This is a genomic window from Saccharomonospora sp. NPDC046836 (assembly GCF_040645195.1).
In the GTDB taxonomy this organism is placed as follows: domain Bacteria; phylum Actinomycetota; class Actinomycetes; order Mycobacteriales; family Pseudonocardiaceae; genus Prauserella_A.
The window spans coordinates 406,530-424,733 of sequence record NZ_JBEYXW010000002.1 but is presented as its reverse complement, the minus strand read 5'-3'; the positions used below and the strand labels follow the sequence as shown (position 1 = coordinate 424,733).

Sequence of the window (18,204 nt, the reverse complement as noted above, 5' to 3'; positions counted from 1 at the left end):
CGCCGAGGCGCCGAAGACGATGATCGACACGGACGCGCCGAATGCGGCGGCTGGCGCGATGCCGAGCGTGTACGGGCTGACGAGCGGATTGCGCAGTAGTCCCTGGAACAGGGTTCCGGCGATCGCGAGTGCCCCGCCGCCGAGGATCGCGAGCGCCACCCGGGGGACACGCAGCTCCCAGATGATCGTGTAGGTCTGCGTGAGTGCCGGATCGGCGGGCACGTTCGCGGTGAGGTTGGCCCACACCGCGTCGACGACAACGCCGAAGGAAGCGCCGGACGTGCCGAGCTGGATGCCGAAGAGTGCGGCGAGCAGAGTTGCGACGACCCCGCCGGCCACGAGGGCGGTCTGCGGGACGTAGCGCCGACTGGCCATTGTGGACAGACGGTCCGCGGTGGGTTCGCCGGCCGTAGGGGCGGTCGTGTGCGGGCTCATTGTTCAGCTGCCGATGCGGTAGATGTAGTCGCTCGCCGGCCGGGGCTGGACGCCCTGCACCTCGAGCCAGCGGGCGAAGTACTCGTCGAGATCGACGTCGGCGAACTTCTCGGGGTGCAGCCAGGTCGCGGTCGCCAGCGTTCCGATCTGCTTGCCGAGGGCGCTGAAGAAGAAGTTGTCCACGACGTACACCTGACGCTCCCGCACGGCGGTCACGGCCTGCCAGCCGGGCCGGTCAGCGATCGTGCCGGCCTGCTGGCGGGACAGCTCGCGGTCCCATGTGTCGTAGCCGTAGACCTGTCCGTCGACGCCGACGTGGATGATCGCATCTGGATCGCGGCCGATGATGTCGACCGGATCGACCTCGTACTGGTGTACGGATGCGCTGGTGTCGTCGCCCGGCTGGACGTCGCCGTAGATGTTCGTGCCGCCGGCCTCGACGATCGCGTCGTGCCACCCGGAGCCGGGTAGCGCCGTGATGAAGTCGGCGTTGTTCTCGAAGTACACCCGGCGCGGCTGCACGCCTTGCAAGCCGTGATCCAGGACGTCGCTGATGTCGTCGTAGAGCGCGGCGACCTCCGCGGCGGGCTCCTCGGTGCCGAACGCCCTGCCGAGCACCGGCACGTACTCGCGTAACACCTTCGGGTCCCAGCCCGTGATGACCAGAACCTCGATGCCGAACGGGGCGAGTTTCTCGATGGCCTCCTCGTAGGGGCCGTTGCGGCGGAAGACCGCGACTTCGGCGCCGGACTCCACAATGGCCTCGTAGTTGGGCTCATCGGCGTTGCCCACCACGGTCGCGCCGGCCAGGTTCGCGAAGTACTCGGCGTTGGTGGGGTTCTGGCCGGGGTCCGCGGTGTCGTCGATCGAGACGATCCGGTCACCGGCGCCGACGGCGCGGACCAGTTCGGCGTTGTAGTAGAGGTCCGTGTACACAGACCGGATCGGCACCTCGACCTCGACGTCGCGGCCCAGCTCATCGGTGATCACGGTCGTGTCGCGGGCCCCGGCCTCGCCGCTGTCGCCGGCACTGTCGGCCGCCGCGCCGCACGCTGTGGCGAGTGTGCCGAGGGCGGTGAACAGGGCGGCGAACGCCCAGAGCTGGGGCGAGCGAGTCATCGTGGAGGTGTCCTTTCCCGACGGGGAGCAACAGCACGGCGGCGCGGTGTCCGGCGCCGCTCCAGCCTGCGGCCGGCACCGGCAGGCAGTCCAACAGTGTTCTGAGAACCGCACCGATCGGCGTTGGCTATTGATTTCGCGGCCAGCGTAGTTTCGGGAAGGAAAAGAAGACTGGTGCAACAGATCTTGCGCTCCGGCGGGCACCGACATCGCCGCTGTTCACTCACGGGTGGGTGTCTCACTCCTCGGATCGGTCTACAGCGGACGCTGGCACTGTCGTTGAATACGGCCATGACGACACGACGTACGGCCATCGCCGGCATCCTCGGCGCGCTGGTGCTGAGCCTGAGCTCAGCCGGGACCGCCGCCTCGGGCACCGTGACCGGCACCGCCGCCGCCACACCGGGTGAGCTGTGGAACCGGACCGAGCTCTACTTCGGAGCTGAGCGGCCGGACGGCACCGCCATCACTCCGACGGAGTTCGAGCTGTTCCTCGACAAGGAAGTCACGCCCGCGTTCCCAGATGGACTGACCTGGCTGGAGGCGCACGGGCAGTGGATGGGCGGGAAGGAGGAGTCCTACCTGCTGATCCTGCTGTACCCGCGCAAGGACCGCCAAGCCAACCGGGAGATCGAGGAGATCCGCGCGGACTACAAGCGACTGTTCGACCAGCAGTCGGTGCTCCGTGCGGACAGCACCGACCGCGTCTCGTTCTGACCACGCTGACCACGCTGACCACGCGCGCCGGACCGCCTGGCGCGCGTGGTCTCAATAGGTGAGACTGATTGGCCACAGTCCGGACCGTTTTCTACTATTCGCGCGAGGTTGTTCCATTCGGGCGACCTCAGGTTGGTGTGGAGGAACTGCAGATGGCTTCGAGATCCTGGCTGGCCGGTCTGGCCGTGGTCGGCATGCTGCTAGCAGGCTGCAACGCGGCGGCCAACTCGCCAGGTGGTGACGGTGACAACACCGACGGCCCTTCGTTCGTGCTCGTCACGCCGAGCCCGGTCGGCGTCAACGACTTCCTGCGGCTCGCGGTCAAGGGCGCGGAGGACGCGGCGCAGCAGCACGGTGGGAGCCAGAAGGTCTACCAGAGCACGGACCCGGCATCCATCCAGCAGAACATCGCCGCCGCGGTGCGCGACGAGCCGGATGTGATCGTGGCCGTCGGGTTCAACTTCGCCGACGTGATCGCCCAGCAAGCCGAGCAGAACCCGGACCAGCAGTTCTTGTTCGTCGACTCGTGCATCGAGCAGTCGCTGCCGAACGTTACGTGCGCGGTGTTCCGCGAGTACGAGGGTGTCTACCTCGCCGGCGCCGAAGCCGGGCTGCTGTCGGAGTCGAAGAAGGTCGGCGCCATCGTCGCCCTCGACACCCCGCAGTTCCGCCGCTACTCCGTCCCGTTCGGCGAGGGCGCGCGCAAGGTCGACCAGGCTGCCACGCTCAGCCCGCTGTACATCGGTGGTTCGAACCCGTTCAACGACCCCGGCCGTGCCAAGCAGCTCACCGCCACGCTCGCGGGTCAGGGTGTCGACTATGTGATGGGCGCGGCCTCCGCGTCGGGCAACCTGGGCGTGTTCGAAGCGGCGAAGGAGCATGGCATCTTCGCCTTCGGTGTGGACGCCAACCAGTGCCCGGCGAGCCCTGGCCAGGTCGTCGACAACGTCATCAAGCGCACCGACGTGGTCATCACCGACGGCATCAGCGCGGTGCTCGACGGCCAGCGCGGCGAGACTCGTTCGTACGGCGTGCAGGAGGAGGGCATCTCGCTGACCGGTCTGGAGCCGGACGTCGCGTCGTCCCAGTGCGTCATCGCCGACCACCCCGACGTGCTGGACCAGGTGCGGCAACTGCGCGACGACATCGTCGCGGGCACGATCACGATCGATGACCCTGCACAGAGCTGAGAGCGCTGATAGCGCCGAAGCCCCGGCCGTCGAGCTGCGCGGCATCGTCAAACGGTTCGCCACCCTGCTCGCCAACGACCACGTGGACCTGTCGGCGGCCCCCGGTGAGATCCATGCCCTGATGGGGGAGAACGGCGCCGGCAAGTCCACATTGATGTCGGTGCTCTACGGGATGGTGCAACCCGACGAGGGCACGATCTCCCTCGCGGGTCAACCAATGTCCTTCGCGTCACCGGCCGAGGCCATCGCCGCCGGCATCGGCATGGTGCAGCAGGGTTTCGCGCTGTTCGACTCGCTGTCGGTGAGCGACAATGTGATCTTCGGCGCCGAGCCCACCCGGCGCGGGCTGCTGGACCGGCGTGCGGCCCGCGCGGGCGTCACCGAGCTGATCGAGCGGCACGAACTGCGGTTGCGTCCGGACGATCGTGTCGGGGACCTGCCCGTCGGCGTGCGCCAGCAGGTCGAGATCCTCAAGCTGCTGTACCGGCGAGCGCGAGTGCTGGTCCTGGACGAGCCCACCGCGGTGCTCACCCCGGCCGAAACCGACCGGCTGTTCGCGGTGTTGCGTGACCTCGCCGGTCAGGGACACACGGTCCTGCTCGTCACGCACAAGTTGCACGAGGTGACGGCGGTCAGCGACAACGTCACCGTGTTGCGGGACGGTCGCGTGACCCTGTCCGCGCCGACCTCGGCCACCGATCGCGCCAAGCTGGCGACCGCGATGACCGGTCGTGACGTCGACCTGGATCGGGTGTACCCACCCGGGCGGCCCGGCGAAGAGGCGCTGTCGGTCCGCGGGTTGACCGTGCGCGACCGGGGTCGCACGCTGCTCGACGACATGTCGTTGTCGGTGCGCGCCGGGGAGATCGTCGGCATCGCGGGTGTCGCCGGTAACGGGCAGAACGAACTGGTCGCCGCGATCGCAGGGCTCCTCGAATCTGATGCGGGTGCGGTCCTGGTGGGGGACCGCGATATCAGTGACCTCGGTGTGCGGGACAGGCGTGCCGCCGGGATCGCCTACATCCCGGAGGACCGTGGCGACGTCGGTGCCGCGCCAGGGGCGCGCCTGGCCGACAACCTGGCCGTCGGTTTCCACCGCAGGCCCCCGCTGCTGCGCCGAGGATTGCTGCGGCCCGGTGAGTTCCGCCGGCACGCGGAGCGGATCATCGAGCGGTTCGACGTCCGGGCGCCGGGCCCCGCCGCGCCGATGCGGACGCTGTCCGGTGGTAACCAGCAGAAAGCGATCCTGGGCCGGGAGCTGGCGCACGAGGCGCCCGTACTGCTGGTCGAGCAGCCGACCCGGGGTGTGGACATCGCCGCCGTGGTCGACATCCACACGGAGCTGATCGCCTACCGGGATGCCGGCCACGCGGTGCTGCTGGTGTCAGCGGAGCTCAGCGAGATTCTCGGGCTCGCCGACCGCATTCTGGTCATGTACGAGGGCCGGATCGTGGCGCGGTTCGGCAAGGACGAGGCGGACGTGAATGTAATCGGCATGGCGATGGCCGGAGCGGCCCTGTGAACAATCTGCGGGCTGTCAGCTTCACGGTGCTCGCCGCGCTCCTGCTCGGCGGACTGCTGCTCGGTGCGACCGGGGCGGATCCGCTGACCGCGTACTGGTCCATTGTGGAAGGTGCCTTCGGTCCGGACGGTATCCCGGACACGCTGGCCTACGCCGTGCCGGTCGTGGGCATGGCGACCGCGCTCGCGATCCCGTTGCGTGCAGGGCTGGTCAACCTCGGCGGCGAGGGACAGCTCGTGCTCGGCGCGATCAGCGCGATCGCCGTCGGCCTACAGGTACCGGGTCCACTCGGGATCGTTGCCGCGCTGGCGGCGGGGGTGCTGGCCGGTGGCGCCTACGCGGCGGCGGCGGCCCTGTGCGAGACCCGGCTCGGCGTGCCGCTGCTGGTCACCACGCTGCTGCTGAGCTATCCGGCGATGTCGCTGGCCGCGTACCTGGTGCGCTTCCCGATGCGCGATCCGGGATCGAGCCTCCCGCAGAGCGGGCAGCTCCCGCCGGACGTGCGGCTGCCCGTGCTCGCCGGCAGTGGCGTGACCGTCGGTCTGTTCCTCATCGCGGCGGCCGCGGTGGCGTTCGCTGTCGTCGACGCCCGCACGCCCGCCGGATTCGAGGCGCGCGTCACCGGTTGGGGACCACGCTTCGCCGAGTACGCCGGGATCGAGCGACCCCGGCTGACTCTGCGGCTGCTGTTCTGCTCGGGTGGCCTTGCCGGGCTGGTCGGCGCGGTCGTCGTACTCGGTTTCCCGTACCGGTTCATCGACGGCGCGCTGATCACCCCGCAGTACACCTGGATCGGCCTGCTGGCCGCATTGCTGGCGTTCGCCAGTCCACTGGGGACGGTCATCGCCGCACTGTTCTTCGCGGCGCTGACCAGTGGTGGGTTCGCGATGGAGCGGGCGACCCAGGTGCCGCGGGAGCTGACCGCGGTGCTGCAGGCGGTGTTGATTCTCTTCCTGGCCGCCACCACTGGTGTGCTACGCAAACGAAGGAGGACCGTGTGATCGACGCGGCGCTGTTCTCCTCCGCGCTCGGTGCGCTCGCGCCGATCCTGTTCGCCGCACTGGCCGGAGCGCTGTGCCAGCGAGCGGGCGTGTTCAACATCGCGCTCGAGGGTACGATGCTGGTGGGCTGTTTCGCCGGGGTGGCCGGCAGTTGGTACACCGGCAGTGTGTGGCTCGGCGTGCTGACCGCGATGCTGGCCGGGACCGTGTACTCGCTGATAGTGGCGACGGGTGTGGTCACGTTCGGCGCGGATGCGATCGTGCTCGGCGTGGCCGCCAACCTGCTGGCGGTCGGCCTCACCAGCTATCTGATCCAGACCGTCTTCGGCTCCCGCGGTACGTTCAGCGATCCTGGGCTCGCCGGGCTCGATCCCGTCGAGATCCCCGTGCTGGACCGGATTCCGGTCATCGGTGAGATCCTCTCCGGGCACTCCGTGCTGGTGTACCTGTCGTGGCTGGCGGTGGTGGCCTTCGCGGTGGTGCTCTACCGGCATCCGTGGGGGCTGCGGCTGCGTGGTGTCGGCGAGCGTCCCGAGGCGGCGGCGAGCCTCGGTGTGCCCGTCGACAGGTACCGCTACGGCGTGATCCTCGTCGGCGGCGCGCTGTGCGGGCTGGCCGGTGCGCAGCTGGCACTGGGGAACGTGACGCTGTTCTCGGAGAACATGACCGCGGGCCGCGGCTGGATCGCCGTGGTGGCCGTGCTGCTCGGCCGGGCCCTGCCGTACGGGGTACTCGCCGCCGCTGTCCTGTTCGGACTGGCGGAGGCGTTCGGATTCCGCCTGCAGGGCTTGGGTTTGCCACAGCAGCTCACTGATGCGGCACCGTACGTGGTGACGCTCGTGGCGCTGTTCGTGTTCAGTGCGCGAGTGCGCGCGCGCCGTGTCGTGACAAGGGGGACCGAGTGAGCGATATTCTGCCCATTACGAAGATCCCGCGTGCGGGGCTGCCGGGACACGCGCTGGTCGTGGGCGACCCGGACCGGGCCACCGCGATCGCCGGGTTGCTGGCCGATGCCGTGCCGATTGGGCAGAACAGGGAATACCGCAGCTACACGGGGCACTGGCGGGGGATGCCGGTGGTGGTGTCCTCGCACGGAGTCGGCGGCCCGGGCGCGTTGTGCCAGTTCGGGGAACTCGCCGAAGCGGGCGTGCACACGTTCGTCCGGTTCGGCACCGCGGGCGCGCTGCGCGACGGGGTGGCCGACGGTGACCTGGTGATCGCCGAGGCCGCCGTGCGCGACGATGGTGTCACCGGGCAGCTGATCCACCCGGAGTACCCAGCCTTCGCCACACCAGAGGTCGTGCTGACGCTCGACCGAGCCGCGGCCGCCCAGGCGGTCCGGGCACATCGCGGTGTGGTGTGGACCAGGGCCGCGTTCAGCCCGATGGTGCGGGAGCTGCCGATGCGGGACTACCTCGCCGCCAGGGTGATCGCGATCGAGATGGAACTGGCGACGCTGCTGGTGTTCGCGGCGTTGCGCGGCTTGCGGGCCGGGGGAGTCCTCGTCATCGATGGCAACGCCACCAGCGACAATGCCGACCCGGCCGCGTACGACCCGCATCGGCAGGTGGTCGCCGACGGAGTGGCGGCTGGTAGCCAGGTGGCCCTGGACGCACTGGTGGAGCTGGGATGACCTGGCGACAAGCCGCGCAGCGGCTGGCGGCGACCCTGCGCGCGGATGCGGTCGAGCGCGAGCGGGCAGCGGCCGAACCACGCGCGGAAGTGGAACTCCTCCGGGATTCCGGGCTACTGACCCTGCTGGTGCCACGGGAACGGGGTGGGCAGGGCGCCGGCTGGCTCGCGGCCAACGCGGCCACCCGGATCGTCGCCGCCGCGGATGCCTCGGTCGGGCACCTGCTGGGCTACCACTACCTGCAGCTGTGGCGCACGGAGTTGTTCGACCGGCCCGATGCTGTCGAGCGTCTGCAACGGGAAACCGTCGCCCGCGGCTGGTTCTGGGCAGGCGTCAGTAACCCGCTCGACGCCGCACTCGAGCTCACCCCGGTCGAGGGTGGCTATCTGGTGAAGGGGCGCAAGACGTTCGCCACCGGCGCCAGCGTGGCCGACCGGCTCGTGGTGAGCGCGACGCGGACGGACACAGGGGACAAGCTCACCTTCACCGTGGGCGCCCGTGCCGAGGGCCTGTCGTATCCGGGCGACTGGGACAACCTGGGTCAGCGGCTGACCGCGAGCGGCGGCGTCGAGTTCGACGACGTCCACGTGCCCGGCGACGATGTGCTCGGCTCACAGCAGGACACGGCGCCGGGCGCGGCCCGCCGCTCGCTCGCCGCGCTCGGTTTCCAGCTGATGCTGAGCCAGGTCTACGTCGGCATCGCCGAGGGGGCACTGGCCGAGGCCGCCGAGTACACCAGGACTCGCACCCGGGCCTGGGCATTGTCCGATGTGGACGACTCGGTTCGTGACCCGTACATCGTGGCTGGATACGGTGAACTGGTGGCACAGGTCCGGGCGGCGGCCGCACTCACCGATACCGCGGCTGTCGCGCTCGGCCAGGCGTTCGACCGCGGCGCCGCGCTGACCGAGGCGGAGCGTGCGGAGGCGGCGATCACCCTGTCGGCGGCGAAGGTCGTGGCCACCCGGATCGCCAACGAGACCGCTACCAAGCTGTTCGAGTTCGTCGGCGCCCGCGGTACCGCGAACAAGTACGGCTTCGACCGGTTCTGGCGCAACGCGCGCACCCTGACCTTGCACGATCCGGTGGTGTACAAGGCGCGCGAGGTCGGCGCGCACTTCCTCACCGGTGAGCACCCGGCGCACACGGGGTACAGCTGATGGAGCTACCGATCCTGGCCGACAGTGTCCGGCTGGCCGATGACGGCGTGTACATCCTGGACCGCCGGGTGTTCCCCGAGCGGCGGGAATGGGTGCGGTGCACAAGCGTGGAGGAGGTGGCTCGCGCGATCGAGGACATGGTCACCCAGTCGTCGGGCCCATACTTCGCCGCACTGTGGGCAATGGTGCTCGCCGCCCGCGAATCGGTGCACTCGCCCGATCCTCGTGCGCACCTCGAGTGTGCCGGCGAACGGTTGATCGCTACCCGGCCGACGAACAACCATCTCGGCAAGGCCGTGCGGATCGCACTGTCCACACTGGATGAGAGCGACATAGTCGGGTCCGTCACCGCGGGAGCGCGGCTCGGCGATGGCCAGTACCGGTCGAACAGTCGCGCGCTCGGCGCGTTCACCGCGGAACTGCTGCCGGACGGCGCCGCGGTGCTCACCCACTGCTGGGCCGATCTCTACCTAGTCGAACTCGTACGTGGCGCGGATCGGGCGGGCAAGACGTTCAGCTTCCACTGCACCGAGACCCGGCCCTACCTGCAGGGGGCCCGGCTGACCGCCGCGACCCTGGCGGAGATGGGTGTGAACACCACCTTGATCACCGATGGGATGGGTGCTGCCGTGCTTGCCGAGAAGCGGATCGATGCGCTCGTGACGGCCGCCGACCGGGTCACCATGGACGGTCACGTGATCAACAAGATCGGGACCCTCGGGCTCGCGATCGCCGCGCAGGCCTATGAGGTGCCGTTCTTCGCCATGGTGCAGGCACCGGACCGGTTCGCGCCGAGCGCCGCGGACGTGCCGATCGAGTACCGCGCGGGCGCCGAGGTGCTCGCGGCGGCCGGCGTCGGTTATCCCGGGGTTCGTGGTCACTACCCGGCTTTCGACGTCACCCCACCGCGGTTCGTGACCAAGGTCGTCACCGACCGCGGCGCGTTCAACCCCAGCAAACTGGCCGACTACTACCAGGAGGAGCCGTGACGATCGCCACCGAGTGGGTGGTTCTGGACATCGAAGGCACGCTCACCGCCACCAGCCAGGTGCACGTGGTGCTGTACGAGTACGCCCGGCCCAGGCTCGGACCGTGGATCGACGAGCACGGCGACGACCCGGTTGTCGCGGAGGCCGTGGCGCAGATTCGCGAACTGGGGGAGCTGCCGCCGGAGGCGGGCACCGCCGAGGTCGTCGGTGTGCTGCACGGCTGGATGGATGCCGATCAGAAGATCGCCCCGCTGAAGACGTTGCAGGGCCTGATCTGGCAGCGTGGCTTCGCGGTCGGTGACCTGACGACCGAGTTCTTCCCGGACGTCCTCACCGCGTTGCGCGGCTGGCGCCAGTCGGGCCTGCGGCTCGCGGTGTTCTCCTCCGGCTCGGTCGCCGGTCAGATCGCCTCGTTCTCCCGCACCACCGACGGCGATGTGACAGGCCTGTTCAGCCGGCATTTCGACACGACGAACGCCGGCCCGAAGCGGGAGGAGCCCTCCTACCGGACGATTGCGGCGGAGCTGCTGGCCGAACCGGCGCGGATCGTGTTCTTCTCGGATGTGCCCGCCGAACTGCACGCCGCGGCGGCGGCCGGCTGGCAGACGGTCGGTGTGGCGCGCCAGGGGGAGCCCTTCGGCGACGCGGATTTCGGTCCACATCGGACCATCGGCTCGTTCGCGGAGCTGACGGTGGTGCCCACATGACCGCGGTGCTCGAGGCGGGCCAGCAGCTCGCCGCGGAGTCCGCGCGCTATGCGGCGATGGGCTGGATGCGCGGCACCTCGGGGAACCTTTCGGTGGTGCTGTCCCAGGATCCGCTGCGGTTGGCTGTCACGGCGAGCGGACTGGACAAGGGCGAGCTGACCGCTGACGACGTGGTGGTGGTCGATGGCGACGGTGCCCCGGTTTCCGCGGGCGTGCCGTCCGCGGAAGCGGGGCTGCATGCCCGGATCGCGGCGGTTGCCGGGGCGGGCGCCGTCGTGCACGTCCACGCGCTCGCCCCGGTGCTCGCCGCCGAGCGCTGGCCCGCCGGCGTGCCATTGCGCGATCTCGAGATGCTCAAGGGTTTCGGCCGGGCCGCGCACGACGACCTGGTGACGATCCCGGTGATCGCCAACGGGCAGGACATGCGCGTGCTGGGTGCTGCTTTCGAGCGCGGGTACCGGGCCGACACCCCGGCGTTGATCGTGGCGCGGCACGGCATTTACGTCTGGGGCGCCGATCTGCGCCAGGCGCGCCACCGGCTCGAATGCCTGGAGTGGTTGCTCAGGTTCGCCGTGGAGTCCAGTATCGACAGTGTCGATGGGAGTGTGAAACGACATGGCGGCATTCAAGGCGACCACTGAGCGCGCCCCGGCCGGAGGCCTCGCGATCGCGGCTGCAGGGTGCCCAACAGCAGAAATGTGCGCTGGTTCCATGGCGCCCTGTAGACGCGATCGCGATCGCGCGCAAAACCGCCGGCAAGCTCGGATGGGAGTGTGAAATGACGCTACTGACCGTCTGGGCCGATGATGATCCGACCTCGACGCTGCTGCGTACCGCCGACGGTGCGGAGATCACCGCCGAGCTCGCGCGGATCGGCGTGCGCTTCGAACGGTGGCCGGTGGTCGGCGACCTGCCCGCCGAGCCGACGTCCGACGAGGTGCTCGCGGCCTATGCCGAGCACGTCAAACGGGTCGTTGACGACGAGGGCTATGTGCTGGTCGACGCGTTGAGCATGACCCCGGCCGACACCCAGGAGTGGGCCGGGCAGGCCGCCGCCGCGCGGCAGAAGTTCCTGGCCGAACACACCCACGACGACGATGAGGACCGCTTCTTCGCACGCGGCGCGGGCGCGTTCTATCTCCATGTGAACGGCCGGGTTTACGCGGTGCTGTGCGAAGCGGGTGACCTGCTGAGCGTGCCGGCGAACACCACTCACTGGTTCGACATGGGCACCCGGCCCGACTACGTGGCCATCCGGTTCTTCCACGACGAGGACGGGTGGGTCGGCGACTTCACCGGCAACCGGCTTGCCGAGGACTTCCCGGATTTCGAGACGCTCATGGCTGCCCGCGCCGGCTGATTTTCTCTCCGCACAAAAGAAAACGCGTTATCCCATTCTGTGGACCCGGGAACACGGCTCTCCGGCGTTCCGGTTGAGGTCGTTGACGTCTCAGGCGAAGGGATGGCGCGCATGACCGGACCGGGAATCCATCTTGCGGTGGCGCTGGAGGGGGCCGGCTGGCATCCGGCCGCGTGGCGGGAGCCGACAGCACGCCCCGGTGAACTGTTCACCGCAGGCTACTGGACCGACCTCGTCGTGGAGGCTGAACGCGGCCTGCTGGACTTCGTGACGATCGAGGACTCGCTCGACGTCCAGTCGTCGCGGTCGGACGGACCCGACGACCGGACCGATCAGGTGCGGGGACGGCTCGACGCCGTGCTGGTCGCGTCTCGGGTCGCACCGGCGACCGAGCACATTGGACTCCTGCCCACCGCGGTCGTCACGCATACCGAGCCGTTTCACCTGTCCAAGGCGATCGCGACGCTCGACTACGTCAGCTCCGGACGCGCAGGGTGGCGAGCCCGGGCTTCGGCCAGCGCGGCCGAAGCCGGTCACTTCGGACGCCGCGACACGGGAGAGTTCACTGTCGACGACCTGCTGGACGAGGCAGGCGACTACATCGACGTCGTGCGCCGGTTGTGGGACAGCTGGGAGGACGACGCCGAGATCCGCGACGCGGCCACCGGCAGATTCGTCGACCGGGACAAGCTGCACTACATCGACTTCGCGGGCCGCTGGTTCACTGTGCGCGGGCCATCCATCACACCCCGGCCACCGCAGGGGCAGCCGCCGGTCGCCGTGCTCGCGCACGCCGAACCGGCCTACCAGCTCGCGGCCCGCTCCGCCGATCTGGTGTTCGTGACACCGCAGGACGCCGAACAGGTGCGGCTCATCGAAAGACGCATCAGGGCCGCGGAGCACGCGGCGGACCGCCACCACGAGCCGCTGCGTCTCTTCGGTGAGCTGGTCGTGTTCCTCGGCCCGACATCCGAGGCCGCAGCCGCACGCAAGGCCCGGCTCGACGCGCTCGACGGGCAGGCGTACATGTCGGATGCGCAGATCTTCGCCGGCACACCGGCACAACTCGCCGATCTCCTCGTCTCCTGGGCGGAGGCGGGCCTGGCAGGTTTCCGCCTGCGCCCCGCGGTCCTCCCGGTCGATCTCGAAGCGATCACCCGCGGGCTGGTCCCCGAGTTGCAGACGCGCGGCGTATTCCGTCGTGGCTACCAGGACGGCACGTTGCGGGGGCGGCTTGGCCTGCCCCGCCCGGGCAACCGCTACGCGAAGGCGACGGTGTGACCATGAGCAAGCCTCGCAAGCAAATCCACCTCGCCGCGCATTTCCCTGGCGTCAACAACACCACCGTCTGGAGTGATCCTGCAGCGGGAAGCCACATCGACTTCAGCTCGTTCGTCCACATGGCACGGACGGCGGAGCGGGCGAAGTTCGACTTCTTCTTCCTCGCCGAGGGGCTCCGGCTGCGCGAGCAGGGTGGTCAGATTTACGATCTCGACGTCGTCGGCAGGCCCGACACGTTCACGGTGCTCGCCGCACTGGCCGCGGTCACCAAGCACCTCGGCCTTACCGGCACGATCAACTCGACGTTCAACGAGCCCTATGAGGTGGCCAGGCAGTTCGCCAGCCTGGATCACCTGTCCGGCGGGCGGGCCGGCTGGAACGTCGTCACCTCATGGGACGCGTTCACCGGCGAGAACTTCCGGCGCGGCGGGTTCCTACCGGAGGATCAGCGCTACGCGCGCGCCGAGGCGTTCCTGCGCACGGCGAGGGAGCTGTTCGACTCGTGGCGGGATGGTGAGATCGTCGCGGACAGGGACGCGGGGGTGTTCCTCCGCGATCCTCACGCCGGTGCGTTCGCGCACCAGGATGGCCATTTCGACATCGCTGGACGATTCAACGTTCCGCGGAGTCCGCAGGGGCGTGCGGTGATCCTGCAGGCCGGTGATTCGCACGAGGGGCGGGAGTTCGCGGCGGCGACGGCCGATGCGATCTTCACGCGGTACGGGACACTCGAGGCAGGCCAGGAGTTCTACGCCGACGTCAAGGGCCGGCTCGCGCGGTACGACCGGACTTGGGACCAGCTGGTCGTGCTGCCGGCGGCGACATTCGTGCTCGCCGACACCGACGCCGAGGCCGAGGAGCGGGCCCACCTCGTCCGCCGCCAGCAGGTGAGCGGGCCGACGGCGATCGCCTTCGCCGAGCAACTGTGGAACCGCGACCTGTCCACCTACGATCCCGACGGGCCCCTGCCCGAGATCGATCCGCTGCCGGGCGAGAACACGATCTCCCGCGGGCGTGCGAGTGTGCGCATGTACCGGGACCCGGTGGCGACAGCGCGGGAATGGCGGCAGCTGGCGGAGGCGAAGAACCTGTCGCTACGGGAGGTCATCATCGAGGTGACCGGGCGGCAGACCTTCGTCGGCGCACCGGCGACCGTGGCCGAACGCATCAACCTGCTGGTCCAGGAGGATGCCTGCGACGGCTTCATTCTCGTCCCGCACGTGACACCGGGAGGACTGGACGAGTTCGCCGACACTGTGGTTCCGCTGTTGCAGGAACGCGGCGTGTTCCGGACCGACTACACCGGCTCCACCCTGCGCGACCATTTGGGGCTCCGCCGGTGAGCGGAGTCCTAGCTCAGCATGCGGCTGGCCCACCAGGCGTCCAGCTCGAGCCGGCTTACCGGATAAGGTTGCGTGCAGTGCCTGCCTAACGCGGTGTCCAGCCACGCCAAAATCGACTGGATCATCGGAGCACTGCCTCGATCTCGAGCAGGATCTGGATCTCTTCGCCGACGATCGGTGTGCCGCCTGGCAGCCTGGCGTCGAAGGTGATGCCGAAGTCGCGCCGACGGATGGTCGTGCTGGCCGAGAACGCCGACTTGATCTGGCCGCCGAGGCCTTCGCCGAATCCGTGGAGCTCCAGCTCGAAGGTGACGGGCCGGGTGATGCCACGCAGCGTGAGTTCGCCATCGAGTGCGAAACGGTCGCCGGCAGGGCGTAGTGCGGTCGAGCGGAACACAGCGGTGGGATGGTTCTCGGCGTCGAAGAATCCTTCGGCGAGCAGGTGCTGGTTGAACTTCTCCAAGCCGGTGTCGAACGACGTGATCTCCACCGTGGCGGTGACCGAGGAGCCGAGCGGATCGTCGGTGGTGACGATCTCCCCGCTGAACTTCTCGAAGCTACGCCGGAACCGGGTGAGACCCACGTGCCGGGTCATGAACGAGACATCGGAATGGACCGGGTCGACATCCCAGGTTCCCACGCGGTAGCCGGCCAGGTCGATACGTGCGTTCACCGTGTTTTCTCCTGTTCTGCCAATGTCAGGATGTGCCGGGCTACGGCATCGTTCTGCCGTAGCGACAGCGCATTGGTTCGCGGGCGAGTGAAAGCGCCCGCGGAGCGGGTGCTGGTGTGGTGCCCGAGCGCGAAGCGCCGCGGGTGTGGGCGGTTGCTCGCATCGAGCAACCTGCCGTCGGCGGCCCGCGTATGGATGCGGCCGGACGGCAGTCCGTGGCCCGATGTCGTGTCCGGCAGGATCTCCTCGACGATCGCGCCGGAGTCGAGAAGGGAACGGACGAGGGGATCATGCGCCGTGCGCAGGTCGGGTACGGGTAGCCGGGCCTCGATCAGGGTTCGGGCTTCCACGCTGCCGGGGAAGCTGGAGCCGCTGGCGGAGAATGTGCCTCGCTCGTCGTCCAGTTCGACGTGGATGTCCGCGCCGAGGAATCCGACGAGTCCGGCGTCGTGCAGGGCGAGCAGTTCGCGCAGCCGCCCCGGCGGCGGCCCGCTCGCGAAATAGCTGAAGAACCCGTGCCACCAGCCATCCACATCGGACACCTGAGAGCGGCCGGCGATCCTGCCGCTGCCGGCAAGGCGCGCGAGCTGACCGTAAACGGACAGCAGCGCGGTGAACGCGCCGAGATCGGCACTGAACTCCGGGTCGGCGCGCCGACTGAGATCCGCTTCGACGTAGCCACGTAGGTGCTTGGCGAAGGTGTCGGCGGTGTCGAATCGCAGACCCGCCAGCGGGCGGTCGAGGCGGTCGAGGTCGAGCCGATCCTGCGGTGCCGGGACGGCCGTGCGCACCAGCTCGTGCAGGTCGGCGCTGCCCCAGCGGGCTTTCGCGAAGCCGGCCGCGAAATCGGGAAGGTCCATGCGGACGCGTGTGGGATGAGAAGTGAAGAGCTCACTGTAGTAGCCCCAGGCGATTTCCTTGGCGGCATGAGGCCAGATGTCGGCGTGAAAGTCGAGCTGCCCGGGAAGTGCGAGGAGCCGGTCGACGATGCCGTCGTCGAAGAACCTCGGCAGTGGTGGCGGAGGCCCGGGCAGCTGGTAGCCCGGCTTCGCGTGGTAGGGCACACCACGCCGCGACCCGACATACAGCACCGGCTCCGACCCGCTGGGTACATAGCGCACACCACCGTCCTGGCTGTCTTCGAACCGGCCACCGCGGCCCTCGGTCAGCACCAGCATCAGGTCCACGAACGCCAGGCCGAACCCGCTTACCAGCACCGGTTCGCCCGCGGGCACGGCGCTGTAGTCCACATCCGCCGTGTAGCCGGGAGGGAAGTAGGACAGGCTGTGCCGGGTGGCGAACGCGATGATCTCGGCGGCCTTCTCGTCCGGGCCGGTGTCCAGATGTCCGACGGACAGCAGCACCGCGTCGGCCGGTACCGGCTGTTCATGCCCCTCGAGCCAGACCCGCTGAGTCGTCTCACCCGTGATCGCGACGGCGCGCGCCCGGTGCTCCCGCACCTCGATCGTCGCGGGAAGATCGGCGAGCACATGCTCGTACACCCACGTCAGGTAGGCGCTCTGCAGCCGTCGCGTCGGGAAGGACGAGCCGGTCAGTGCGGTGAGCTCGGCTTCGACGTCAGCGGGCACCTGCGCTGACATGGCGCCGGTTCTGACCAGCTCCGCCCATTCCGACAGTGACGGTCCTGGCCGTACCGGCCCGTCGATGCGAACGGTGTCGTCGGTGAACATCGTGACGTCGGCGGGCATCGAGTTCATCCGCAGCAGCGGAGACTGCTCGTAACGCCAGATGCGGCCCGGTCCCGGCGGATACGGATCGATGAGATGGACCACCATCCTCAGATCTTTCACCAGTTCTGGTCCGTTTGCCGAAAGGCGCTCCAGCGCACCGATTCCTCGTGGGCCGGCACCGACAATAGCTACGTGAAACGGCGGCACGCGCTCACGTTAAATGTTTCCTTGCCTTTCCGGCAGTGGCGTCCGGATGTTGGACGATGATTGCCGATTTGCATTACTATTCGTTCTGAAAGAAACATTTCCGGGAGATTGGCACTGGAGGTCGAAGTAGGGCTATGCGGTTGTGCGGCTGGCTCTCTGACTTCCCTGTCGGTCCGCAGGACTATCATGAATGTGCATGGATCGATGAGCGATATGCGCATACTTGATTGGCCGTGGACTTGCGATGGATATCAAACAGCTGAAGGCCCTCGTCACGGTGGCGGAGGTCGGTAGCGTCACGCGGGCGGCAGAGCTGCTGCATCTCGTCCAGCCCGCTGTGACGCGGCAGATTCGCACACTGGAGCAGGAGCTCGGCGTTCCCCTGTTCGAACGCACGCGCCAGGGCATGCGCCTGACCGAGGCCGGTGCGAGCATGGCCGAGCGTGCGCGGCGGGCGCTGCACGAGCTCGACCGGGCGCGGGCCGAGATTCGCCCGGACCCGGGCGTGATCACCGGAACCGTCACGGTCGGTGTGCTGGAGAGCGCGGCCTTCCTGATCGCGGAACCCTTCGTGGCGGCCGTGCTGCGTGACCACCCCGGCATCGAGCTGCGACTGGTCACGGCCTATTCCGGGCATCTGCAGAACTGGCTGGACGAGGGCGACCTCGACGTGAGCCTGCTGTACAACCTCACCAGCACGCCGTCGCTCAACGTCGAACCACTGGCCAGGGAGCGGCTGTGGGTGGTGGCGCCGCCCGGCGACGGGCTGGCCGCCGGGCGGCCTGTCCCGCTCGCGGAGCTGGCGGCCAGGCGTGTGGTGATGCCCGCCGTCGGGCATGGGCTACGGGTACTCATCGACCGGGCCTGCGCACAGGCGGAGGTCGAGCTCGAAGTCAGTGTGCAGACCAACTCGATGCACCTGCAGAAGCAGCTGGTGCAGTCCGGTCACGGATGGACGATCCTGCCGGGTGTCGGGATCGCCGACGACATTTCCCGCGGCACCCGAGCGCCGCACCCCTGTGCGAACCCGAGGTCGAGCGCCTGATCGTCCTGGGCAGGCGTCGTACCGGCCGGGTGCCGGCCGCTGCTGACGTCGTGGCCCGTGAACTCGCCCGGCAGGTTCAGGCTGCGGTGCACAATGGACGCTGGCCGTTGGTGGAGGCAGGCGCTTGAGCG

General features: G+C 68.9%; 18 protein-coding genes. 14 read left to right on the top strand and 4 right to left on the bottom strand.

What is annotated here, in order from left to right; translation table 11 throughout:
* Together ABZ863_RS05080 and ABZ863_RS05075 are read right to left on the bottom strand one after the other, a co-directional pair.
* On the bottom strand, positions 1 to 435 hold a 435-nt coding region (locus ABZ863_RS05080), incomplete at its 3' end, for an iron chelate uptake ABC transporter family permease subunit (RefSeq protein ID WP_358531214.1).
* A gap of 3 nt (positions 436 to 438) precedes the next feature.
* Positions 439 to 1,554: an ABC transporter substrate-binding protein gene (locus tag ABZ863_RS05075; RefSeq protein WP_358531212.1), complete on the bottom strand. Its 1,116-nt coding sequence runs from the start codon at positions 1,552 to 1,554 to the stop codon at positions 439 to 441.
* A 291-nt stretch (positions 1,555 to 1,845) separates the two neighbouring features.
* Here ABZ863_RS05075 and ABZ863_RS05070 point away from each other — a divergent pair, with 291 nt between their 5' ends.
* From ABZ863_RS05070 to ABZ863_RS05010, 13 genes are all read left to right on the top strand, one after another.
* On the top strand, positions 1,846 to 2,271 hold the full coding sequence (locus tag ABZ863_RS05070; protein ID WP_358531210.1) for a DUF3574 domain-containing protein: 426 nt from the start codon (positions 1,846 to 1,848) through the stop codon (positions 2,269 to 2,271).
* Positions 2,272 to 2,423: 152 nt separating this feature from the next.
* The gene (locus tag ABZ863_RS05065; protein ID WP_358531208.1) at positions 2,424 to 3,461 is read left to right on the top strand and encodes a BMP family ABC transporter substrate-binding protein; all 1,038 of its coding nucleotides are present in this window, start codon (positions 2,424 to 2,426) and stop codon (positions 3,459 to 3,461) included.
* Positions 3,442 to 4,983 carry an ABC transporter ATP-binding protein gene (locus ABZ863_RS05060; RefSeq protein ID WP_358531206.1) on the top strand — a complete coding sequence of 514 codons (1,542 nt, stop codon included), beginning with the start codon at positions 3,442 to 3,444 and terminating at the stop codon, positions 4,981 to 4,983. Before ABZ863_RS05065 ends, ABZ863_RS05060 begins: the two co-directional genes overlap by 20 nt.
* Complete coding sequence (locus ABZ863_RS05055; protein WP_358531204.1) at positions 4,980 to 5,984, top strand: ABC transporter permease; 1,005 nt, start codon at positions 4,980 to 4,982, stop codon at positions 5,982 to 5,984. Before ABZ863_RS05060 ends, ABZ863_RS05055 begins: the two co-directional genes overlap by 4 nt.
* Positions 5,981 to 6,889, top strand: a complete 909-nt coding sequence (locus ABZ863_RS05050; protein WP_358531202.1) for an ABC transporter permease — start codon at positions 5,981 to 5,983, stop codon at positions 6,887 to 6,889. Before ABZ863_RS05055 ends, ABZ863_RS05050 begins: the two co-directional genes overlap by 4 nt.
* Positions 6,886 to 7,617 carry a purine-nucleoside phosphorylase gene (locus ABZ863_RS05045; RefSeq protein WP_358531200.1) on the top strand — a complete coding sequence of 244 codons (732 nt, stop codon included), beginning with the start codon at positions 6,886 to 6,888 and terminating at the stop codon, positions 7,615 to 7,617. The genes ABZ863_RS05050 and ABZ863_RS05045 overlap by 4 nt, the downstream gene beginning before the upstream one ends.
* Entirely contained in the window at positions 7,614 to 8,777 is a 1,164-nt protein-coding gene (locus ABZ863_RS05040; RefSeq protein ID WP_358531198.1) for an acyl-CoA dehydrogenase family protein, read from the top strand. The genes ABZ863_RS05045 and ABZ863_RS05040 overlap by 4 nt, the downstream gene beginning before the upstream one ends.
* A complete protein-coding gene (locus ABZ863_RS05035; RefSeq protein ID WP_358531196.1) occupies positions 8,777 to 9,766 on the top strand; it encodes a methylthioribose-1-phosphate isomerase in 990 nt (329 codons plus the stop codon). The genes ABZ863_RS05040 and ABZ863_RS05035 overlap by 1 nt, the downstream gene beginning before the upstream one ends.
* A complete protein-coding gene (mtnC, locus tag ABZ863_RS05030; protein ID WP_358531194.1) occupies positions 9,763 to 10,473 on the top strand; it encodes an acireductone synthase in 711 nt (236 codons plus the stop codon). The genes ABZ863_RS05035 and mtnC overlap by 4 nt, the downstream gene beginning before the upstream one ends.
* Positions 10,470 to 11,114 carry a methylthioribulose 1-phosphate dehydratase gene (mtnB, locus tag ABZ863_RS05025; protein ID WP_358531192.1) on the top strand — a complete coding sequence of 215 codons (645 nt, stop codon included), beginning with the start codon at positions 10,470 to 10,472 and terminating at the stop codon, positions 11,112 to 11,114. The genes mtnC and mtnB overlap by 4 nt, the downstream gene beginning before the upstream one ends.
* Before the next feature lie 137 nt (positions 11,115 to 11,251).
* Positions 11,252 to 11,833 (top strand): cupin, encoded by a 582-nt coding sequence (locus ABZ863_RS05020; protein ID WP_358531190.1) that lies wholly within the window; start codon positions 11,252 to 11,254, stop codon positions 11,831 to 11,833.
* A 102-nt stretch (positions 11,834 to 11,935) separates the two neighbouring features.
* A complete protein-coding gene (locus ABZ863_RS05015) occupies positions 11,936 to 13,114 on the top strand; it encodes an LLM class flavin-dependent oxidoreductase (protein WP_358531189.1) in 1,179 nt (392 codons plus the stop codon).
* Positions 13,115 to 13,116: 2 nt separating this feature from the next.
* Positions 13,117 to 14,457, top strand: coding sequence for an NtaA/DmoA family FMN-dependent monooxygenase (locus ABZ863_RS05010; RefSeq protein ID WP_358531188.1), 1,341 nt, complete (start codon positions 13,117 to 13,119; stop codon positions 14,455 to 14,457).
* A gap of 121 nt (positions 14,458 to 14,578) precedes the next feature.
* Here ABZ863_RS05010 and ABZ863_RS05005 read toward each other — a convergent pair whose 3' ends face one another.
* Entirely contained in the window at positions 14,579 to 15,130 is a 552-nt protein-coding gene (locus tag ABZ863_RS05005) for a YceI family protein (RefSeq protein ID WP_358531186.1), read from the bottom strand.
* A complete protein-coding gene (locus tag ABZ863_RS05000) occupies positions 15,127 to 17,028 on the bottom strand; it encodes an FAD/NAD(P)-binding protein (protein ID WP_358531185.1) in 1,902 nt (633 codons plus the stop codon). The genes ABZ863_RS05005 and ABZ863_RS05000 overlap by 4 nt, the downstream gene beginning before the upstream one ends.
* Positions 17,029 to 17,272: 244 nt before the next feature.
* Between ABZ863_RS05000 and ABZ863_RS04995 the strand changes: the two genes are divergently transcribed.
* Entirely contained in the window at positions 17,273 to 18,073 is an 801-nt protein-coding gene (locus tag ABZ863_RS04995) for a LysR family transcriptional regulator (protein ID WP_358531183.1), read from the top strand.
* Positions 18,074 to 18,204 lie beyond the last annotated feature (131 nt).